The 19,689-nt window shown below is 74.1% G+C and carries 19 protein-coding genes; 9 read left to right on the top strand and 10 right to left on the bottom strand.

What is annotated here, in order from left to right:
- Positions 1-12 precede the first annotated feature (12 nt).
- The 5 genes from ACFQ80_RS01880 to ACFQ80_RS01860 all read right to left on the bottom strand — a co-directional run bounded on the left by ACFQ80_RS01880 (position 13) and on the right by ACFQ80_RS01860 (position 3,922).
- Positions 13-417: an ectoine synthase gene (locus ACFQ80_RS01880; protein WP_430548885.1), complete on the bottom strand. Its 405-nt coding sequence runs from the start codon at positions 415-417 to the stop codon at positions 13-15.
- Between the two features lie 45 nt (positions 418-462).
- The gene (gene ectB / locus ACFQ80_RS01875; protein ID WP_430549033.1) at positions 463-1,722 is read right to left on the bottom strand and encodes a diaminobutyrate--2-oxoglutarate transaminase; all 1,260 of its coding nucleotides are present in this window, start codon (positions 1,720-1,722) and stop codon (positions 463-465) included.
- A gap of 170 nt (positions 1,723-1,892) precedes the next feature.
- Entirely contained in the window at positions 1,893-2,516 is a 624-nt protein-coding gene (gene ectA / locus ACFQ80_RS01870; RefSeq protein ID WP_430562342.1) for a diaminobutyrate acetyltransferase, read from the bottom strand.
- 286 nt (positions 2,517-2,802) lie between these two features.
- Positions 2,803-3,285 (bottom strand): transcription elongation factor GreA, encoded by a 483-nt coding sequence (gene greA / locus ACFQ80_RS01865; RefSeq protein ID WP_429764557.1) that lies wholly within the window; start codon positions 3,283-3,285, stop codon positions 2,803-2,805.
- Between the two features lie 193 nt (positions 3,286-3,478).
- Positions 3,479-3,922 (bottom strand): DUF4307 domain-containing protein, encoded by a 444-nt coding sequence (locus tag ACFQ80_RS01860; RefSeq protein ID WP_430548887.1) that lies wholly within the window; start codon positions 3,920-3,922, stop codon positions 3,479-3,481.
- Between the two features lie 107 nt (positions 3,923-4,029).
- Here ACFQ80_RS01860 and mca point away from each other — a divergent pair, with 107 nt between their 5' ends.
- From mca to ACFQ80_RS01845, 3 genes are read left to right on the top strand one after another with little or no spacing between them, the layout of a single operon-like run.
- Entirely contained in the window at positions 4,030-4,905 is an 876-nt protein-coding gene (gene mca / locus ACFQ80_RS01855) for a mycothiol conjugate amidase Mca (protein ID WP_430549034.1), read from the top strand.
- Positions 4,902-5,264 (top strand): hypothetical protein, encoded by a 363-nt coding sequence (locus ACFQ80_RS01850; protein ID WP_430548888.1) that lies wholly within the window; start codon positions 4,902-4,904, stop codon positions 5,262-5,264. The genes mca and ACFQ80_RS01850 overlap by 4 nt, the downstream gene beginning before the upstream one ends.
- Positions 5,261-6,226, top strand: coding sequence for a carbon-nitrogen hydrolase family protein (locus tag ACFQ80_RS01845; protein WP_430562341.1), 966 nt, complete (start codon positions 5,261-5,263; stop codon positions 6,224-6,226). The genes ACFQ80_RS01850 and ACFQ80_RS01845 overlap by 4 nt, the downstream gene beginning before the upstream one ends.
- Positions 6,227-6,271: 45 nt before the next feature.
- On the opposite strand, the gene ACFQ80_RS01840 is transcribed toward ACFQ80_RS01845, so the two are convergent.
- Positions 6,272-7,045: a hemolysin III family protein gene (locus ACFQ80_RS01840; protein ID WP_430548890.1), complete on the bottom strand. Its 774-nt coding sequence runs from the start codon at positions 7,043-7,045 to the stop codon at positions 6,272-6,274.
- Between the two features lie 258 nt (positions 7,046-7,303).
- Between ACFQ80_RS01840 and ACFQ80_RS01835 the strand changes: the two genes are divergently transcribed.
- From ACFQ80_RS01835 to hemQ, 4 genes are all read left to right on the top strand, one after another.
- A complete protein-coding gene (locus ACFQ80_RS01835; protein ID WP_430548891.1) occupies positions 7,304-8,065 on the top strand; it encodes an isoprenyl transferase in 762 nt (253 codons plus the stop codon).
- Positions 8,066-8,144: 79 nt separating this feature from the next.
- Positions 8,145-8,639 (top strand): MarR family winged helix-turn-helix transcriptional regulator, encoded by a 495-nt coding sequence (locus ACFQ80_RS01830; protein WP_430548892.1) that lies wholly within the window; start codon positions 8,145-8,147, stop codon positions 8,637-8,639.
- A 115-nt stretch (positions 8,640-8,754) separates the two neighbouring features.
- The gene (locus ACFQ80_RS01825; RefSeq protein WP_430548893.1) at positions 8,755-9,900 is read left to right on the top strand and encodes a ferrochelatase; all 1,146 of its coding nucleotides are present in this window, start codon (positions 8,755-8,757) and stop codon (positions 9,898-9,900) included.
- Positions 9,901-9,919: 19 nt separating this feature from the next.
- On the top strand, positions 9,920-10,684 hold the full coding sequence (gene hemQ / locus ACFQ80_RS01820; RefSeq protein ID WP_430548894.1) for a hydrogen peroxide-dependent heme synthase: 765 nt from the start codon (positions 9,920-9,922) through the stop codon (positions 10,682-10,684).
- Positions 10,685-10,691: 7 nt separating this feature from the next.
- Here hemQ and ACFQ80_RS01815 read toward each other — a convergent pair whose 3' ends face one another.
- The 3 genes from ACFQ80_RS01815 to ACFQ80_RS01805 all read right to left on the bottom strand — a co-directional run bounded on the left by ACFQ80_RS01815 (position 10,692) and on the right by ACFQ80_RS01805 (position 13,711).
- Positions 10,692-11,528 (bottom strand): putative protein N(5)-glutamine methyltransferase, encoded by an 837-nt coding sequence (locus tag ACFQ80_RS01815; RefSeq protein ID WP_430562436.1) that lies wholly within the window; start codon positions 11,526-11,528, stop codon positions 10,692-10,694.
- Positions 11,529-11,569: 41 nt separating this feature from the next.
- On the bottom strand, positions 11,570-12,871 hold the full coding sequence (locus ACFQ80_RS01810; protein ID WP_430562340.1) for a Glu/Leu/Phe/Val dehydrogenase: 1,302 nt from the start codon (positions 12,869-12,871) through the stop codon (positions 11,570-11,572).
- Between the two features lie 246 nt (positions 12,872-13,117).
- Positions 13,118-13,711 carry a biotin transporter BioY gene (locus ACFQ80_RS01805; protein WP_430562339.1) on the bottom strand — a complete coding sequence of 198 codons (594 nt, stop codon included), beginning with the start codon at positions 13,709-13,711 and terminating at the stop codon, positions 13,118-13,120.
- A gap of 216 nt (positions 13,712-13,927) precedes the next feature.
- Here ACFQ80_RS01805 and ACFQ80_RS01800 point away from each other — a divergent pair, with 216 nt between their 5' ends.
- The gene (locus tag ACFQ80_RS01800) at positions 13,928-15,214 is read left to right on the top strand and encodes an Nramp family divalent metal transporter (RefSeq protein ID WP_430562338.1); all 1,287 of its coding nucleotides are present in this window, start codon (positions 13,928-13,930) and stop codon (positions 15,212-15,214) included.
- Positions 15,215-15,222: 8 nt separating this feature from the next.
- Here ACFQ80_RS01800 and ACFQ80_RS01795 read toward each other — a convergent pair whose 3' ends face one another.
- The gene (locus tag ACFQ80_RS01795) at positions 15,223-16,068 is read right to left on the bottom strand and encodes a helix-turn-helix domain-containing protein (RefSeq protein WP_430548898.1); all 846 of its coding nucleotides are present in this window, start codon (positions 16,066-16,068) and stop codon (positions 15,223-15,225) included.
- Between the two features lie 53 nt (positions 16,069-16,121).
- Between ACFQ80_RS01795 and ACFQ80_RS01790 the strand changes: the two genes are divergently transcribed.
- On the top strand, positions 16,122-19,664 hold the full coding sequence (locus tag ACFQ80_RS01790; protein ID WP_430562337.1) for a proline dehydrogenase family protein: 3,543 nt from the start codon (positions 16,122-16,124) through the stop codon (positions 19,662-19,664).
- Positions 19,665-19,689: the final 25 nt, after the last annotated feature.

Below are 19,689 nucleotides of genomic sequence, written 5' to 3'. Positions count from 1 at the left end.
CGGCGGGGCGGGTCAGACCGCGGCGGCCTCCGGCTCGGTGACGAGCGGGTAGACGCCGTTCTCGTCGTGCACCTCGCGGCCGGTGACCGGCGGGTTGAACACGCACACGCACGTGATGTCGGTGCGCGGGCGCACCTTGTGCTTGTCGTGGTCGTTGAGCAGGTACAGCGAGCCGGGCCGCAGCTGGTGCACCTCGCCGGTGCCGAGGTCCTCGATCTCGCCCTCGCCGGACGTGATGAAGACGGCCTCGATGTGGTTGGCGTACCAGAAGAAGCTCTCGGTGCCGGCGTACAGGGTGGTCTCGTGCACGGAGAAGCCGACCCCTTCCTTCGCCAGGATGATCCGCTTCGAGCGCCAGTTCTCGCTCTTGACGTCGGCGTCGGTGTCGGTGATCTCGTCGAGCGTGCGCACGAGCATGGGTGGTACCTCCGGTGGTTCGGGAGCGGCGGGTTCGGGTGCGGGTCAGGCCGTCGGCGCGGGCAGGACGGCGGCCACGGAGTCGCTGATGATGCGCAGGCCGCGCTGCAGCTCGTCGTACGTGATCGTCAGCGGCGGCAGCAGCTTGACGACCTCGCCGTCGGGGCCCGAGGTCTCCATGAGCAGCCCGCGGGAGAACGCCTCGTCGCAGATGCGGCTCGCGGTCTCGCCGTCCGGCGTCTGCAGGCCGCGGGCGAGGCCGCGGCCCTTGGCCACCAGCACGTCGTCGCCGTAGCGGGCGACGAGAGAGTTGAAGTGCGCCTCGACGAGCGCGCCCTTGTCGATCGTGGCGGTCTCGAGCGTGTCGTCCGTCCAGTAGGTGCGGATCGCCTCGGCGGCCGTGGCGAAGGCGGGAGCGAAGCCGCGGAACGTGCCGTTGTGCTCGCCCGGCTCCCAGATGTCCAGCTCGGGGCGCACGAGGGTGAGCGCCATCGGCAGGCCGTAGCCGGAGATCGACTTCGACAGGCAGATGATGTCGGGCACGATGCCGGCCTCCTCGAACGAGAAGAACTTGCCGGTGCGGCCGCAGCCCATCTGGATGTCGTCGAGGATCAGCAGGATGTCGTGGCGCTTGCACAGGTCGGCCAGGCCGCGCAGCCACTCGGCACGCGCGGCGTTGATGCCGCCCTCGCCCTGCACGGTCTCGACGATGACGGCGGCGGGCGCGTTGAGGCCCGAGCCGCTGTCCTCGAGCAGCCGCTCCAGGTACACGAAGTCGGGCACGTCGCCGTCGAAGTAGTCGTCGTACGGCATCGGGGTGGCGTGCACCAGGGGGATGCCGGCGCCGCCGCGCTTCATCGAGTTGCCCGTCACGGACAGCGCGCCCAGCGTCATGCCGTGGAAGGCGTTGGTGAAGTTGATGACCGACTCGCGGCCCGTCACCTTGCGCGCCAGCTTGAGCGCCGCCTCCACCGCGTTGGCGCCGCCCGGGCCGGGGAACACGACCTTGTGGTCCAGGCCGCGGGGCTCCAGGATCACCTCGTTGAACGTCTCGAGGAACTCGCGGCGCGCCGAGGTGAACATGTCGAGCGTGTGCACCATGCGGTCGTCGGTGAGGTAGTCCAGCAGCACCTGCTTGAGCAGCGGGTTGTTGTGCCCGTAGTTGAGCGTTCCGGCGCCGGCGAAGAAGTCGAGGTACTCGGTGCCGTCCTCGGCGTGGACCGTCGCTCCCGAGGCCCGGTCGAACACGACGGGCCAGGAGCGCGAGTAGCTGCGGACCTCCGACTCGAGGGCGGTGAAGCCCATCGGGTCGTCGGCGGCGGACGCCTCGGTGGTGGGGACGGTCGGGGTTGTCACGAAGGACACTCCTTGAGGTGGTGCGCGCCGGTGCGGTGTTGTGGTGGAGAGGGCTGCGTCGTCACCTGCGCGCCGAACCGGCGCAGCCCGAGGTCTGGGGACCTGAATGGTGGAGTCGGTCAACGGGGAGGGCGGATGCCCTCGATCACCAGCAGCGGCTCGGCCTCGTGGCCGTCCGGGAAGCGCGCGGCCTCGTAGCCCGTCGTCTCGCGCAGGGTCGCGCCGCGCCCGGAGGCCCACCGCGCGAACACGCGCCGCGACGACACGTTGTCCGTGGTCACGGTGGTGTGCAGCCGGGTGACGGCGGGGCCGTCGCCCTCCGCCGTCGCGTCGACGACGGCGTCCAGCAGCCGCCCCGCGACGCGGCGGCCGCGGGCCCGCGGGTCGACGGCGACCTGCCACACGAAGAGCGTGGCCGGGTCGGCCGGCAGCCGGTACGCGGAGACGAAGCCCACGGGCTCGCCCTCCGTGTCGGGGCCGTCGGGGCCGTCGGGGCCGTCGGGGAGGAACGCCAGGCGGCAGGTCGCGGCGAAGTGGTCCGCGAGCAGCAGGTAGGCGTAGGAGGAGTTGAGGTCGAGCGAGCCCGAGTCGCGCGCCAGGCGCCACATCGCGGCACCGTCCGCCGTCGTGGGCGGGCGCACCGTGAGGCCCGGAAGGGGCTCCGCGGCGCGGGACGACGCCGTGGCGTCGGTCGAGCTGTCGTCGGTCGAATGGTTGGTCGTTGCGGTGTCCGTCGTGTCCATACCGCCATCGACCATAGACGCATCGCGGGGGAAAGTTCACCTCGGCCATGACCATTCCTCGACCGGCCGGCGCCGGCGGCGGGTCCCCGATCGTTGGCAGCGCAACGAAAGGTCGCGTTGACCATCGACGGATCATCGACGGTTCTATGGATCGCCATCCGTCTCGGATGCTGAGACCGACGGGGTGAAGTCGCGGATGGCGTCACCCCGGGGACGACGATGGGCGTGCCCGTCGGGACGGGCACGCCCATGGCATGCGTCGGAGCCGGGCGCGGCCCGGGGGAGGTCAGCCCGCGAAGGGCGTGGCCTTGAGGATCTCGACGGGGATCTCGCGACCGTTCGGCGCGGTGTAGGCCACCTTCTCGCCGATGCGGTGCCCGTCGATCGCGGCACCGAGCGGCGACGTCGGCGAGTACACGTCGAGGTCGGTGGTGCCGGCGATCTCGCGGGAGCCGAGCAGGAACGTCATCTCGTCCCCGGCCACGACCGCGGTGACGACCATGCCGGCCTCCACGACGCCGTCGTCCGCGGGCGTGCCGATCTGCACGTGACGCAGCTTCTCGGTGAGCTCGCGGATGCGGGCCTCGTTCTTCGCCTGCTCCTCGCGGGCGGCGTGGTAGCCACCGTTCTCCTTGAGGTCGCCCTCGTCGCGGGCGGCGGCGATGCGCTCGGCGATCTCGGTGCGGGCGGGGCCGGAGAGGTGCTCCAGCTCGGCCTGCAGCCGGTCGTGAGCCTCCTGGGTGAGCCAGGTGACAGTGCTCTCGGTCACGAGGGCTCTCCTTTCGTGGTGCTCGATGGCCTGTTTCGGCCGTGCGCGGGCGACCGACGGGCGTCGGCACGCGCGTCGGCTGGGGCAGGACTGCGTGTGAATCCCTCAGGATAGCCCGGGGAGGCGCCAGAACCCAGGCCTCTGCCCTGGGCGAACAGCGTGATCCCGGTCGAGACACGGGATCGGGGCGGTGTCAGGGCGCGTCGGGGACGTCGCAGGACTCGACGACGGCGGTCGTGGCCTCCTCGGACGTGCGGACCGTCACCGAGTACGTCGAGGTCTGCTGCTCGGCAGGCCCGACGGGCACGTCGACGGTGCCGACCTGGGCGTAGCTCTGCGCGAGCGCCTCGACCTCGCAGACCGCCGTCGTGCCGGGCGGCATGTGGACCTGGAAGGTGACGTCCACCTGCTCGGCGTCGCGGACGTCGAAGCCGACCATCTCCACCGTCACCGGGTCCCGGCGGGTCTGCTCGACCGAGAACCAGGCGGCCACGCCGACGGCCGCCGCGAGGGCGACGCCGATCGCCACCTTGGCCCCCGTGCCGAGCGGGCGTCGGCCGTCCTGGCGACCGTCCTGTCCAGCACGCGACGTGCCGTACCGGTCGGCGGGCGGAGTGGGGCTGACGGGCTCGCTCATGGTGCACCATTGTCCCTGAACCTCGCTGCCGACCCGTCACCCCGGGAGGGACCTTGTCCTCCGCCTCCTCCGTGCCGCCCACCCCGCGGTCCGAGCCCCTGCGTCTGATGGCGGTGCACGCGCACCCGGACGACGAGTCCAGCAAGGGAGCCGCGACCACCGCGCGGTACGCCGCCGAGGGCGTCGAGGTGCTCGTGGTGACCTGCACGGGCGGCGAGCGGGGCGACGTCCTCAACCCGAGCTTCCAGGTGCCCGAGGGGCACGAGTTCGACACCATCGAGGGCCGCCTGGCGGTGCGCCGCCTGGAGATGGCGGCCGCGGCCGAGGCGCTCGGCGTGCGGCAGACGTGGCTCGGCTTCGTGGACTCCGGGCTGCCGGAGGGCGACCCGCTGCCGCCGCTGCCCGAGGGCTCGTTCGGCCTGACGCCGCTCGACGAGGCGGCCGCGCCCCTCGTGGAGCTCGTGCGCGAGTTCCGCCCGCACGTCATGACGACCTACGACCCGTCCGGCGGGTACCCGCACCCCGACCACATCAAGTGCCACGAGGTGGGGTTCGAGGCGTACCACGCGGCGGGCGACGCCTCCCGGTACGTCGTCGAGGGCGGCGCGGAGCCCTGGGAGCCGCTCAAGCTCTACTACAACCACGGCTTCTCGATGGCGCGCATGCGCGCCGTGCACGAGGCGATGCAGGGCGCCGGCCTGGAGTCGCCGTTCGGCGACTGGATCGAGTCGCGCGCGGCGCGTGAGATCCCCGAGCGGGAGGCGACCACGCACGTGGCCGTCGCGGACTTCTTCGCCCAGCGCGACGCGGCCCTCGTGGCGCACGCGTCGCAGATCGACCCGGACGGGTTCTTCTTCGCCGTGCCGCGCGACCTCGAGGCCGACGTGTGGCCCACCGAGGAGTTCGAGCTCGCGGACTCCCGCGTGCCGACGTCGCTGCCCGAGGACGACCTGTTCGCCGGCCTGCGGGAGGGCGACCGATGAGCGCCGCCTGGGCGACCCTGCTCGCCGCCGCGCCGAGCCCGAGCCCCAGCCCGACCCAGGGGCCGGACGAGCTCCAGGTGACGCCGGGCCTCGCCGGGTTCGTCGCGACGTTCGCGGTGGCCGTGGCCTGCGTGCTGCTCTTCCTGTCGCTCACGCGGCACTTGCGCCGCGCGCAGCGCAACGCCGAGGAGCAGGGCATCCCGCTCGAGGAGCCCAAGCACTTCGGTCTCCAGGGCCCGGGGCGGGGCCCCGGGGCGCCCGACGGGGGGCCGCGCGACGATGGCACGGGCGACGGTGGCGACGACGGTACCGACGACGACGGCAGGAGCGGCGGCACGGACGGCGAGCCCGGGCGATGAGCACGAGCGTGCGTGTCACGGTCGGACAGCTCGCGATCACGGCCGACCACGACGCCAACCGCGAGGCGGTCGCCGAGGCCTTCCTCGCCGCCGGCCGCGTCGGCGCGGACCTGCTGGTGCTGCCCGAGTACTCCTCCGGCTACGACCCGCACGGCGTCGGCGTCGAGCATGCGGAGCCGCTCGACGGCCCGTTCGTCACCGCCCTGCGCCAGCACGCCGCGCGGTACCGCATCGCGGTGGTGGCCGGCACCACCCTGCCGGCCTACGGCGCGCCGGCGGCGAGCACGGGCCAGCACCCGACGGTGACGGGCGCGTTCCCCGCCGTCAGCGGGGCCTTCCCGGCCGTGACCGGGTCGTTCCCGGCGGTCACGGGGTCGCTGCCCGCGATCACGGGGACGACGCCGACGGTCGGCCCGGCGCCCGAGCCGCCGACGCGCGCCTTCAACACCGTCGTCGCGGTCGACGCGACGGGCTCCGTCGTCGGCGCGTACCGCAAGGTGCACCTGTACGACGCGTTCGGCACCCGCGAGTCCGACCGCCTCGAGGCCGGTCCGGCCGGCGTGCCCCCGCTCGTGCTGCGGCTGGGGGACCTCACGTTCGGCGTGGTCACCTGCTACGACCTGCGCTTCCCGGAGTCGGCGCGCCGCCTCGTGGACGCCGGCGCGGACGTCATCGTCGTCCCGGCGGCGTGGGTGGACGGTCCGCTCAAGGCGGACCACTGGCGCACGCTGCTGCGCGCGCGGGCGATCGAGAACACGGCGGTGGTGATCGGTGTCGGGATGTCCGGCCCCGGGCTGGTGGGCCGGTCGCTCCTGGCCGGGCCGGACGGCGTCGTCGGCCTCGAGCTCGACGAGACCCCGCAGGTGCGCACCGTGGACCTGGACCCGGAGCCGCTGGCCCAGGTGCGTCGGCAGAACCCGTCGCTGGCGAACCGGCGCTACCTGGTGGTGCCCGCGGGCTGAGCCCGCCGGGCCCGGCCGCGTGCGGCGACGTGCGGCGACGTGCGGTTACAGGGCCGCCAGGTAGATCGCCACGGTGTGGCAGGTGAACCCGACCACGGTGAGCGCGTGGAAGATCTCGTGGAACCCGAACCAGCGGGGCGACGGGTTCGGGAACTTGGTGCCGTAGACGACGGCGCCGAGGATGTACGCGATGCCGCCCGAGGCGACCAGCCACGCGACGGCGGCGCCGCCCGCCGCGGAGAACTGCGGGATGTAGCCGACGGCGACGCAGCCCAGCGCCACGTACACCGGGACGTAGAGCCACCGCGGCGCGCTCATCCACAGCACGCGCCCGACGAGGCCGAGGATCGCGCCGCTCCAGACGACGGCGAGGAGCACGGTGGCGGTGCCGCGCGGCAGCAGCATCACGGCCAGGGGCGTGTACGTGCCGGCGATGATGAGGAAGATGTTGGCGTGGTCCAGGCGCCGCAGGACGGCGGCGGTGCGGGGCGACCAGGTGCCGGTGCCGAGGTGGTAGACGGCGCTGGTGCCGAACAGCATGACGGCGGTGAGGCCGAAGATCGCGCACGCGACCTTGTCGGCGGCGGTGTCGGCGAGGACGACCAGCACGATCGCGGCGGCCAGCGCCAGCGGGGTCGTCACGGCGTGGATCCAGCCGCGCAGGTGCGGCTTGAGGAGCGCCGGCTTCCCGGCGGCCGCCGCCGACACGGTCTGCACGGCGTCGCCCACGACGCCCTTCGCCTCGCGGGCCACCTCCGCGACGTCGGACGCGTCGAGGCGGTCGGCCCGGTGGCCGTTCGGCTGGGCGGCTGCTGCCACGGGTGCTCCTTCTCGGTCGGACGGCGAACCTACGCATCCGTAGGTTACGCCAGCGTAGGGGACGCGGCGCGGACACGAGGACCCCGCGCCGTGAAGATCGTGCGCAGGGGTTGCGGGGCGTCGCCGAGCGTCGCCCAGGCCCTGGACCTGCGGGTCCACGGGAGCGGTACCGTTGTCCCGCTCTCCGTCCGTCCTGCCCCCGCCGGGTGCCCGCGCTGTCGCGCGCCCGCGGTCCGGCCCGAACCCCCGAGGTCCCGCGTGCGCATGCCCCACCTGCTCTACGGCCTGTACGAGCGGCGCCTGGCCGCCTCGCTGCCGACGGCGCAGACGCCCCGGCACGTGGGCGTCATCCTCGACGGGAACCGGCGGTGGGCCCGGTCGTTCGGCGAGACCGCTGCCACCGGGCACCGGCGGGGGGCGGACAAGATCGCGGAGTTCCTCGGCTGGGCGGAGGAGCTCGGCGTCGAGGTGGTCACCCTCTGGATGCTGTCCACCGACAACCTCGCGCGCCCCGCGTCCGAGCTGGCCGACCTGCTCGACATCATCCGCGACGCCGTCCAGGACCTCGCCGAGTCGGGCCGCTGGCGGCTGCGCGTCGTGGGCCGCCTCGACCTGCTGCCGGGCGAGCTCGCGGACGCCGTGCGCGGCGCGGCGGAGGCCACGAAGAACGTCCAGGGGCTGCAGGTGAACGTCGCCGTCGGCTACGGCGGCCGGCACGAGATCGCCGACGCCGTCCGGTCGTACCTCAAGCAGGAGTCCGCGACGGGTGCGTCGCTCGAGGAGCTGGCCGAGCGGATCGACGTCGACGACATCGCGGCCCACCTCTACACGAAGGGCCAGCCGGACCCGGAGCTCGTCATCCGCACGTCGGGCGAGCTGCGCGTCGGCGGCTTCCTCATGTGGCAGAGCGCCCACTCGGAGCTGTACTTCTGCGAGGCGTACTGGCCCGACTTCCGCCGGGTGGACTTCCTGCGCGCCCTGCGCGACTTCTCCCGGCGGGAGCGCCGTCTCGGCCGCTGAGCGGTGCCCGGCGGTGCCGACCGCCCGGACCCGGCGCTCCGACAGGCCCGACCGGCGGGGAGTGCGGCACACTGCCACGGTGACCCCGCCCGAGCACGAGACCCGCCCCACGGCCGACGTCCGCCTCGCCGCCGAGGCCTGGGAGTCGCTGTTCCGGGCGCAGGTCACGCTCATGCGCCGCTTCCAGGCCGACGACATCTGGCGCGACCTGTCGATGCGGGAGTACGACGTGCTGTTCACCCTGTCGCGCGCCCCGCGGGGCGAGCTGCGGCTGCGCGACCTCAACGAGGGGATGCTGATCGCGCAGTCGTCGTTGTCGCGGATGGTCGAGCGGCTCGAGGGGCGCGGCCTCGTGGCGCGGTCGGTGCCCGCCGACGACGCCCGCGGCACCCTGGTGCGGCTCACCGCGGAAGGCGCGCGGCGCCAGCGCGAGACCGGGCTCGCGCACGTGCGCACCATCGCGGAGTACGTGAGCCCGGCCCTGCCGGGCGAGGAGCTCGAGCACCTGCGCGACCTGCTGGACCGGCTGCGGCTCGCGCAGGCGGACATCCCCGACCGTCCGGCGTCGGGCTGACGGGACGGCTGTGCGGGACGTCGGCGACGAGATGACAACGCGTTCCTTCAACGTCACGTCGGCCGGAGCGCGTTCTCGGCGGGCCGGGCTCTGAGCCGGTGCCATGATGGCAGTCATGTCGCTGACCCCCCAGTCGGCCGATGCCGGCCCGTACGACGCCCTGCTCCTGTACTCCTTCGGTGGCCCGAACAAGCCGGAGGACGTCGTCCCGTTCCTCCGCAACGTGACCGCCGGCAAGGGGATCCCCGACTCGCGGCTCGAGGAGGTCGGCGAGCACTACTACGGCTTCGGCGGCAAGAGCCCGATCAACGAGCAGAACCTCGCGCTGAAGGCGGCGCTCGAGGCCGAGCTCGCCGACCGCGGTATCGACCTGCCCGTCGTGTGGGGCAACCGCAACTGGGAGCCCTACACCACCGACGCCATCGACGAGCTGGAGCGTCTCGGCGCGACGCGTGCCGTCGCGCTCGTGACCTCCGCGTACTCCTCGTACTCCGGCTGCCGCCAGTACCGCGAGGACCTCGCGGTGACGCTGGAGAAGCGCGGGCAGCTCGGCTCCGAGGGCTCCACCGGCGTGCAGTTCGACAAGATCCGCTCCTACTTCAACCACCCCGGCTTCGTGGCGGCCAACGCCGAGGCCGTGCTCGAGGGCTACGAGGCGCTCGAGGCGAAGGGCGGCGACCCGGCCGCGGCCAAGCTCGTCTTCGTCACGCACTCCATCCCCGACACGATGGAGGCCGCGTCCCGCGTCTCGCACGCCACGTACTCGGCGCAGCACCTGGACGTCGCCGCGGTCATCGCGGCCGTCGTCTCCGAGGTGCGCGGGCACGCCGTCGAGTGGGAGCTCGCGTACTGCTCGCGCTCCGGCCCGCCGTCGCAGCCGTGGCTCGAGCCGGACGTCAACGACCTGCTCACCGAGCGGGCCGGCGAGGGGCTCAAGGACGTCGTCCTGTCCCCGATCGGCTTCGTCTCCGACCACATGGAGGTCGCCTACGACCTCGACACCGAGGCGATGGCCACCGCGGCCGAGCTCGGCATGACCGCGGTGCGCGCGGGCACGGTCGGCACGCGCCCGGTGTTCGTCTCCGGCCTGGTGGACCTGCTCCTCGAGCGCGCGGCGATCGCCCGCGGCGAGGAGGTCGCGGAGGAGACGGTGGGCAACCTGCCCGCGTTCCGCTCCGTGTGCGCCCCCGGCTGCTGCCTGCGGCGGGACGAGGAGCCCAGCGGCATCCCCGCCCTGTGCAGCGTCGACCTGCACTCCTGACCCGGACCGAGAGGACGTCATGACCGACAGCCACATCCACGGCGACACCGGCGAGACCGTCGACGCCGCCGCGATCAACGAGTCGATCCGGTACGCGATGATCGCGGTCTTCTCCACCGCCGAGCCGCTGCCCGTGGGCGACGCCGAGCGCGCCGAGATCGCCGCGGAGGCGGAGGCCGCCCTCTGGGACGGCCAGCCCGACGACGCCCGCGACCCCGCCCGCGCCGAGGGCGACGTCGTCGTGCGCGGCGTGTACGACGTCGCCGGCCTGCGCGCCGACGCCGACCTCATGGTGTGGGTGCACGGCCCGACCGTCGAGTCGGTGCAGGGCGCCTACCAGCGGCTGCGCGCCTCCCGCCTGGGGTCGGCGCTCGCGCCGGAGTGGTCGGTCGTGGCGCTGCACCGCGCCGCCGAGTTCAACAAGGGCCACGTGCCCGCGTTCCTCGCCGGCGAGCGTCCCCGCGACTACCTCTCGGTGTACCCGTTCGTGCGTTCCTACGACTGGTACCTGCTGCCCGACGCCGAGCGCCGCACGATGCTGCGCGACCACGGCATGGCCGCGGCGGGCTACAAGGACGTGCGCGCCAACACGATGAGCACGTTCGCGCTGAGCGACTACGAGTGGCTGCTGGCCTTCGAGGCCGACGAGCTGCACCGCATCGTCGACCTCATGCGCGACCTGCGCGCCACCGAGGCCCGCCGCCACGTGCGCGAGGAGGTGCCGTTCTTCACCGGCCCGCGCGTCACCCTCGCCGACTGGGCGGAGAAGCAGCCCCGCGCCTGACCGCGGGTCAGGTGACGGTGGCGACGACGACGGTGCCGCCGGTGGCGTCGTCGGCGTCCGGGTCGTCGTCGGTGACGACGGTCGCCCGCAGCCCGTGCGCCTCGACGAGCGCGGTCGCGCCGTCGACCTGGCCGGTGCCGACCTCGAAGAGCAGCGACCCGCCCGGGGCGAGCCAGCCCGGGGCGGCCGCCACCACGCGGCGCAGCACGTCGAGGCCGTCGGCCCCGCCGTCGAGCGCGACGGCGGGCTCGTGGTCGCGGGCCTCGGGCGGCATGGTCGCGATGGCGCCGGTGGGCACGTAGGGCGCGTTGCACAGCAGCAGGTCGACGCGTCCCCGCAGCATCGCCGGCACGACGGACAGCAGGTCCCCCTCGTGCACGGCGGCACCGAGCGGCCCGAGGTTGCGACGGGCGTGCACGACGGCGGCGGGCTCGACGTCGCTCGCGTGCAGCACCGGCGCGGCGCCCGCGGCCCGGAGCCCCAGCAGCACGGCGCCGCCCACCGCGCCGCAGCCGCAGCACAGGTCGAGCACCGTGGCCGGGGCGGGGAGCGCGAGCGCTGCGCCGACCATCAGCTCCGTGCGGCGCCGGGGCACGAACACGCCGCGCCCCACGGACCAGGAGCGGCCGGCGAACTCCACCCGGCCCAGCACGTGCTCCAGCGGCTCGCCCGCCACGCGCCGGGCGACCAGCTCCTCGAGGCGGTCGCCGTCGACGGCGTCGGCACCTCCGCCGCGGCGCCGAGCGGCCGGCTCCGGGCGCGCGGCCGCCTCGAGCAGCAGCGCCGCCTCGTCCTCCGCGAACACGCAGCCGGCCGCCCGCAGCCGCGCGACCAGGGGTTCCAGGTCGTCGGCCGCGGGCGCCGCGGGGTCCGTCCGGTCGGTGCTCAGGGGTACAGCCCCCGGATGCGGTGCGCCTCCGCGGTGCGCTGCACGCCGATGACCAGCGCGGCGTCGCGCAGCGACAGGCCCTCGCGCTTGGCGAGCGCCGAGACGTCGCCGTAGGCGGAGGTCATGCGGTGCTCGAGGCGGTCGGCGATCTCCTCCTCCGACCACCAGTAGGTCTGGTTGGCCTGCACCCACTCGAAGTAGGAGACGACGACGCCGCCGGCGTTGGCGAGCACGTCCGGCACGACGGTGACGCCGTTCGCGGCGAGCACGCGGTCGCCCTCGGTGGTGGTGGGGCCGTTGGCGCCCTCGACCACCCAGCGTGCCCGGACGCCCGCGGCGGTGACGCCGTCGAGCACGCCCTCGACGGCGGCCGGCACGAGGACGTCGACGTCGAGGCCGAGCAGCTCGGTGTTGGACAGCGGGTCGGCGCCGTCGAAGCCGACGACGGAGCCCGTGGCCGCGACGTGCGCGAGGAGGCGGGGGACGTCGAGGCCCGCGTCGTTGCGGAGCCCGCCGTACTGGTCGCTCACCGCGACGACGGTCGCGCCGCGCGCGGCGAAGATCGCGGCGGCGTGCGAACCCACCTTGCCGAAGCCCTGCACGGCGACGGTGACGTCCGTCAGCGGCACGCCGGCCTCGCCGAGCGCGGCCGCCGTCGCGTGCACGATGCCGGCGCTGGTGGCGGTGCCACGGCCGCGGGAGCCGCCCAGCGCCAGGGGCTTGCCGGTGACGACGGCGGGGATCGTGTACCCGCGGTTCACGGAGTAGGTGTCCATGACCCATGCCATCGTGTGCTCGTCGGTGCCCATGTCGGGCGCCATGATGTCGGTGTCCGGGCCGATCATCGGCATGATCTCGGAGGTGTACCGGCGGGTGACGCGCTCCAGCTCGGCCGTCGAGTAGTCGCGCGGGTCGATGGCGACGCCGCCCTTGGCACCGCCGTACGGCAGGTCGACGATGGCGCACTTCCAGGTCATCCACATGGCGAGGGCGCGGACCTCGTCGATGTCGACGCCGGGCGCGTAGCGCAGCCCGCCCTTGCCGGGGCCGCGGGTGATGTTGTGCTGCACGCGGAAGCCGTGGAAGAGGACGGTCTCGCCGTCGTCGCGCCGCAGGGGCACGGCCACGTGGATCTCGCGGCGGGGGGTGGCCAGCATCTGTCGCTGGCCCTCGTCGTAGCCGAGCACGGCCACGGCGCTGGCGAGCTGGCTGTGCGCCGTGTCGAGCGGGGAGCTCGCCCTCGGCGCGGGGGCGGCGGCCGGTGCGGCCGGGGTGTCGGGCAGGGGTGTCGAGGTCATCGACGTCGTCGTCGTCACGGGTCCTCCAGGACACGGTGCCGAGGGCCCCGGTCAGGGGCCCCGGCAGGGGTGGCGCGGCCCGGGATGGTGGGCCTCGGCGCCCACCGTAGCCGCTCCCGCGCACCCTCCAGCGGGCGAAACCCGCCGCCTTACGGAGCCGTGTCCGGGCGTTGACCCGACGATGCCGCCGGTTGAGCGTGTCGAGACCGAGGGACGGCGGTTTCGACACGCTCGACCGGCGGTGCGTCAGCGCACGAACCGCCAGGCGGTCGGCAGCAGGGCGGCCGCGAGCGCGGCCTTGAGCGCGTCGCCGGGCAGGAAGACGACGGCGCCGGAGAGCAGTGCGGCACCCACGGGCATCCCCGTGCTCACCGCGAGCCACGGCACGCCCACCGCGTAGACGGCGAGGGTGCCGAGGGCGTAGGTGCCGACGGTGGACAGCGCGCGGCGGTCGGCGCCGCGGCGCGCGAGCGCCCCGACGACCACGCCCGCCAGGAGGAAGCCGACGAGGTAGCCGCCGGACGCGCCGGCGACCGACTCCCAGCCCGCCGTCGCGCCGGCGAACACGGGCAGGCCGGCGACGCCCGCGGTGAGGTACACCGCCTGGGCGGCGGCGCCGCGCCACGGCCCGAGGGCGGCGGCGCCGAGCAGGACGGCGAACGTCTGGCCGGTGAGGGGCACCGGCAGCCCGGGCACGGGGATCACGACCTGCGCGGCCAGGGCGGTGAGGGCGGCCACCGCGACGACGAGCACGGCGTCGCGGGCGAGGGCCCCGGGCAGCAGGTCCGCGAGGACGCGGCGCGGGCGGGCGGGGGAGAGGGAGAGGGTGGCTGCGGTCATGACGACGACGCTAGGTGCTCGGCCCGGCCGCGGTCATGGCCGGACGTCGCCAAGAGCGCAGGGCACGGATTTGTACGACTCATACACAGGCGCGGTGTCCATCGGCGTGCTGGGGCCGTCTGATTGTGGGATTCGTGCACGGCCCGGGACGGCGAGATCGGACCTGCCCGGCATGTTTCCGATGCCCGCAACACCCGTGCGGTAGCCTCCGGCGACATGGCTGACAAGGACGTCGCATCTCCCGCCCTCGACCACGAGCTCAGGGACGAACGCCCACGCTGGCGCATCGTCGGCCCGGGCCTCGTCGTCGCCGCCACCGGCATCGGCGCCGGCGACCTGGTCGCGACGCTCGTCGCGGGCAGCCGCTTCGGCTACACCCTGATGTGGGCCGCCGTCCTCGGCGTCCTCATCAAGATCGTGCTCGTCGAGGGCGCCGGGCGCTGGTCGCTCGCCACGGGCCGCACGATCTTCGACGGCTGGAAGTCGCTGGGCGCGTGGGCCAGCGTCTACTTCGGCATCTACATCGTGGTGTGGGGCTTCAGCTACGGCGCCGCGGCGATGTCGAGCTCGGCCCTGCCGCTCGTCGCGCTGTTCCCGCAGGTCGACCTGATCTGGTTCGCGATCATGTCCGGCCTCATCGGGGCAGCGGTCGTCTGGCTCGGCAAGTACAAGATGTTCGAGTACGTCATCGCGGTGCTCGTCGGCGTGATGTTCGTGACGATCGTCGGCTCGGCGGTCCTCACCCTGCCGAACATCGGCGAGATCCTGGGTGGCCTGGTGCCGCGGATCCCCGAGGACTCGATCATCTACACCCTCAGCCTCGCCGGCGGCGTCGGCGGCACGATCACGCTCGCGGCGTACGGGTACTGGCTCAAGGAGAAGGGCTGGCACACCCCGCGCTGGATGAAGGTCATGCGGATCGACAACGCCATGGCCTACGTGATCTCCGGCGTCTTCGTGATCTCCATGCTGATCGTCGGCGCCGAGCTGCTCTACTCCTCCGGCATCACCATCGCCGACGGCGAGGGCGGCCTCGTCGACCTCGCCGACGTGCTGGCCGAGCGCTACGGCGCGTTCATGGCGCCGCTGTTCCTCGTGGGGTTCTGGGCGTCGTCGTTCTCCTCGGTGCTCGGCGTGTGGAACGGCGTGTCGCTGATGTTCGCCGACTTCGTCGCCACCGCGCGCGGGCTCTCGGAGGACGACCCGCGGCGCAAGGCGGGCGGCTCGTACTACCGGCTCTACATCCTGTGGCTGACGTTCCCGCCGATGCTGCTGCTCCTGCTCGACCAGCCGATCGCCCTCGTCGTCGCCTACGGCGTGCTGGGCTCGCTGTTCATGCCGTTCCTCGCGATCACGCTGCTGTTCCTCATGAACTCCTCGCGGGTGCCGGAGCGGTGGCGCAACCGGCCGCTGACCAACGTGGCGCTCGTCGTCATCGCCGGCATGTTCGTCGTGCTGGGCGTGCAGCAGCTCGTCCAGGCGCTGGCGCCCGTCTTCGGCTGAGGCGCCGGTCAGCCGGCGGCGCGGGCGCGCCGGCGGAACGACGACGGCGTCTCGCCCGTGAGCCGGGCGAAGGTCCGCGTGAACGAGGGCTGGTCGTAGAAGCCCGCGGCGGCGGCGACCTCGGCGAGCGGCGTCGTCGTGGACGTGAGCAGGTGCGCGGCGCGGTCCACGCGCGTGCGCAGCACGAGCTGGCGCGGGGAGAGCCCGAAGACCTTGCGCACCCGGCGGTCCAGGACGGCGGGCGTGCTGCCCGACAGGCGCGCCAGGTCGGCCACGGACAGCGGGTCGCCGGGCGAGGTGTCGAGGTGCCGCTCGACGGCGGCGACCAGGCGGGCCATCGCGTCCATCGTCGCGTCGTCGGCGTCGCCCGAGCGCAGGTCCTGCGACACGGAGACGAGGCCGACCACGCGCCCGGCGCCGTCGCGCACCGGGAGCTTCGCCGTGAGGAACCAGCCGGGTGTGCCGCCCACGCGGCGGATGAGCTCCAGCTCGTTGCGCAGCGGGCGGCCCGTGCGCACCACCTCGGCGTCCTGGGCCTCGTAGCGCTCGGCCAGCTCGGGCACGAACAGGTCGACGGCGCGGCGGCCCAGCACCTGCCGGCGGGAGCGCTCGTTGGTGCGGCGCACGAACACCTGGTTCACCGCGAGGTAGCGCCCGTCGGCGTCCTTGGCGCAGAACATGACGTCGGACAGCTCGTCCATCAGGTCCACCATCACGGGGGACAGGGCGGCCATCAGGGCGGCGGTGCCGGGAACGTCCGTGGACGCGTCGTCGCGGGCCGGCGAGGGGTCGCCGAGGGCGCCGCTCGAGGTGTCGCCCGAGGCGTCGCCGGTGTTGTCGGAATCTGCGCCCATCGCGGGCCCGATCGTACAAGACGGGCCCTGGGCCGAGGGCGCACCCTGGTGGCATGAGTACCTCTGTTCCGGCGCACGGCGGCGCCACCCCCTCCGCCGTGCGCAGCGCCGACACCGTCGCAGGCCAGCAGGGCGCCGAAGCCCTCGTCGAGGACGCCGTCGCCCTCGCCCACCACTGGATCGCCGTCGCCTCCGGCTCGTCCGGCCAGACCGGGTCGACCACCCGCGCGGACCGGAAGACGCGCGCCACCGCCGAGCGGCTCGGCTCGCTCGTCTCCGACCCGGCCGGGCTGGAGCTCGCCGTCGGGTTCGTCGACGACGTCGCGCGCCCCCAGGACGTCGGCGTCGCCGCCACCGCGCTCGCCCGCCTCGGCCGGGACGCCGGCTCGGCCACCTTCCTCGGCCCCGTCGACCGCACGCTGTTCAAGGTCGGCGCCGTCGTCGCGCCCGTGCTGCCCTCCGTCGTGGTCCCCGCCGCCCGGGTGCGCCTGCGCCAGCTCGTCGGCCACCTCGTGGCCGACGCCGGCAAGGGGCTCACCCAGCACCTCGCCCGCACCCGCGCCGAGGGCTACACCCTCAACGTCAACCTCCTGGGCGAGGCCGTGCTCGGCGACGACGAGGCCGCCGCCCGCCTGCAGCGCACCATCGACCTCGTGCGCCGGCCCGACGTCGACTACGTCTCCGTCAAGGTGTCGTCGGTCGCGGCCCAGCTCGTCACCTGGGACCTGGACGGCTCGCGCGAGCGTGTCGTCGAGCACCTGCTGCCCCTGTACCGGGCCGCGCGCGACCACGGCGTCTTCCTCAACCTCGACATGGAGGAGTACAAGGACCTCGCGCTCACCACCGCGGTCTTCACGCAGGTGCTCGACCGCGACGAGTTCCGCGACCTCGAGGCCGGCATCGTCCTCCAGGCGTACCTGCCCGACGCGATGGGCGCGCTCGACGAGCTCACCGAGTTCGCGCAGAAGCGCGTGGCCGACGGCGGCGCGCGCATCAAGGTGCGCCTCGTCAAGGGCGCCAACCTGGCGATGGAGCACGTCGAGGCCGAGCTGCACGACTGGGCGCAGGCGCCCTACCCGACCAAGCCGGACGTGGACGCCAACTACGTGCGCATCCTCGACCACCACCTGCGCGCCGACCGCACCGCCGCCGTCCGCCTCGGGGTCGCGTCGCACAACCTCTTCGACGTGGCGCTCGCGGTGCTGCTCGCGCGCGGCCGTGGCGTCACCGAGGGGCTCGACATCGAGATGCTGCAGGGCATGGCCCCCATCGAGGCGCGCCTCGTGCGCGACGAGGTGGCCAAGGACGGCGGCCACGTCGTGCTGTACACGCCGGTGGTGCGCGACGAGGACTTCGACGTCGCGATCTCCTACCTGGTGCGCCGCCTCGAGGAGAACGCCGCCGAGCAGAACTTCCTGCACGCCGCCTTCGCTCCCGCCGGCGGCGACGACGGCGTCGAGGCCACGGCCATGGAACGCCAGGAGCTCGCCTTCCGCGCGTCCGTGAGGCACGGCGTGCACTACCAGCCGGTGGACGTCGCGCCGCGCCGTCGCGACCGGTTCTCCGGCGGGGGCACCGCGCCCACCGCCGCCGGCTGCCCCTCCGCCGAGCCGTTCCGCAACGCCGTCGACACCGACCCGGCCGTGGCCGGCCACCGCGCGTGGGCCCGCAGCGTCGTCGGGCCGGACTCCGGGTTCGTCCCCGTCCAGGCCCCCGAGGTCACCTCGACCCAGGCGATCGACGACGCCGTCTCCCGCGCCGTCGCCGCCCAGCGCGCCTGGGCCGCCGTCGCGCCCGCCGACCGCGCGCGCGTGCTGCGCGCCGCCGCCCGCGAGCTCGAGGCGCGCCGCACGGACCTCGTCGCCGCCATGGTGCACGAGCCGGGCAAGACGGTCGCCGAGGCGGACCCCGAGGTCAGCGAGGCGATCGACTTCGCGAACTACTACGCCGCGATGGCCGAGGCCCTGGAGCAGGTGGACGGCGCCACGTTCACACCCGACGGCGTCACGCTGGTCACCCCGCCGTGGAACTTCCCCGTCGCCATCCCCACGGGCGGTGCGCTCGCGGCGCTCGCGGCCGGGTCCTCCGTGCTCGCGAAGCCGGCCCCCACCACGCCGCGCTGCTACGAGCTGGCGATCGAGGCCGTGCACGCCGGGCTCGACGAGGTCGCGCCGGAGATCGGGCTCGACCCGCAGGTCGCGCGCGACGTCGTGCAGTTCCTGCGGGTGCCCGACGGCGACCTCGGCCAGCACCTCGTGACCCACCCGGACGTGGCCCGCGTGATCCTCACCGGCTCCATCGAGACGGCCGAGCTGTTCGCCTCCTGGCGGCCGGAGCGCCCGGTGCTCGCGGAGACGTCGGGCAAGAACGCGCTGGTCGTGACGCCGTCGGCGGACCTCGACCTCGCCGTCTCCGACCTGGTCAAGAGCGCCTTCGGCCACGCCGGGCAGAAGTGCTCGGCCGCGTCGCTGGTCATCCTGGTCGGCTCGGTCGGCGACCCGACCACCGAGACCGGCAAGCGGTTCCGCCGCCAGCTCGTCGACGCCGTGCAGTCGCTCGCGGTGGGCTCGCCCACCGAGCTGTCGACCGTGATGGGGCCGCTGACCGAGCCCGCGCAGGGCAAGCTGCTGCGCGCGCTGACGACCCTCGAGCCGGGGGAGTCGTGGCTCGTGCGCCCGCGTCGCCTGGACGACGCCGCCCGCGCCGCGGGGATCGAGGAGGACCGGCTCTGGTCGCCGGGCCTGCGCGACGGCGTCGCGCCCGGGTCGTTCTTCCACCTCACCGAGGTGTTCGGCCCCGTGCTCGGCATCATGACCGCCCAGGACCTGGACGAGGCGATCCGCCTGCAGAACCAGGTGGACTTCGGTCTCACCGCGGGCATCCACTCCCTCGACGACGACGAGATCGCCACCTGGCTCGACCGCGTCGAGGCGGGCAACGTGTACGTGAACCGGCACATCACCGGCGCCATCGTGCAGCGGCAGTCGTTCGGCGGCTGGAAGGCCTCGGCCGTGGGCCCGGGCGCCAAGGCGGGCGGCCCCAACTACGTCGCCGAGCTCGGCGCGTGGGCGGACGCCGACGGCGTGCCGTCGCGCACCCACGACCCCGAGGGCTGGCTCGCCGCGGCGCAGGCGTCGGACGACGCCGCGTGGGCGGCCGAGATCGGCGTCGGGCACGACAAGTCCGGCCTGCGGGTGGAGGAGAACACCTTCCGCTACCGGCCCATCGACCGTCTGACCGTGCGCGTCGGCGACGGCGCCCTGCCGATCGAGGTGCGGCGCGTGCTCGCCGCGGCGAAGCGGGCGGGCGTGCCCGCGGTGGTCGTGCCGGACAGCGACAGCGGCTGGGGCGTGCCGCACGAGGCGCCGACGTCCCACGCGGACTTCGCCGCCGCCGTCGCGGCCGGCCGCGTCATCGGCCGCGTCCGCGTGGTCGGCCGTGCGCCGGGCCTGCGCGAGGCCGCCGCGACCCGCCTCGGCACCGTGACCGTGCTCGACGCGCCGGTGGTCGCCAGCGGCCGGCGCGAGCTGCTCGCCGTCGTGCGCGAGCAGGCCGTCAGCCGCACCCGCCACCGTTACGGGCACGTGCACGCCTGAGCGAACCCGCCGCGACCCCGCTGCG

The sequence above is a fragment of the Isoptericola sp. NPDC056578 genome, assembly GCF_042793275.1.
GTDB lineage: Bacteria > Actinomycetota > Actinomycetes > Actinomycetales > Cellulomonadaceae > Isoptericola.
This window is presented reverse-complemented; position numbering and strand designations above follow the sequence as displayed.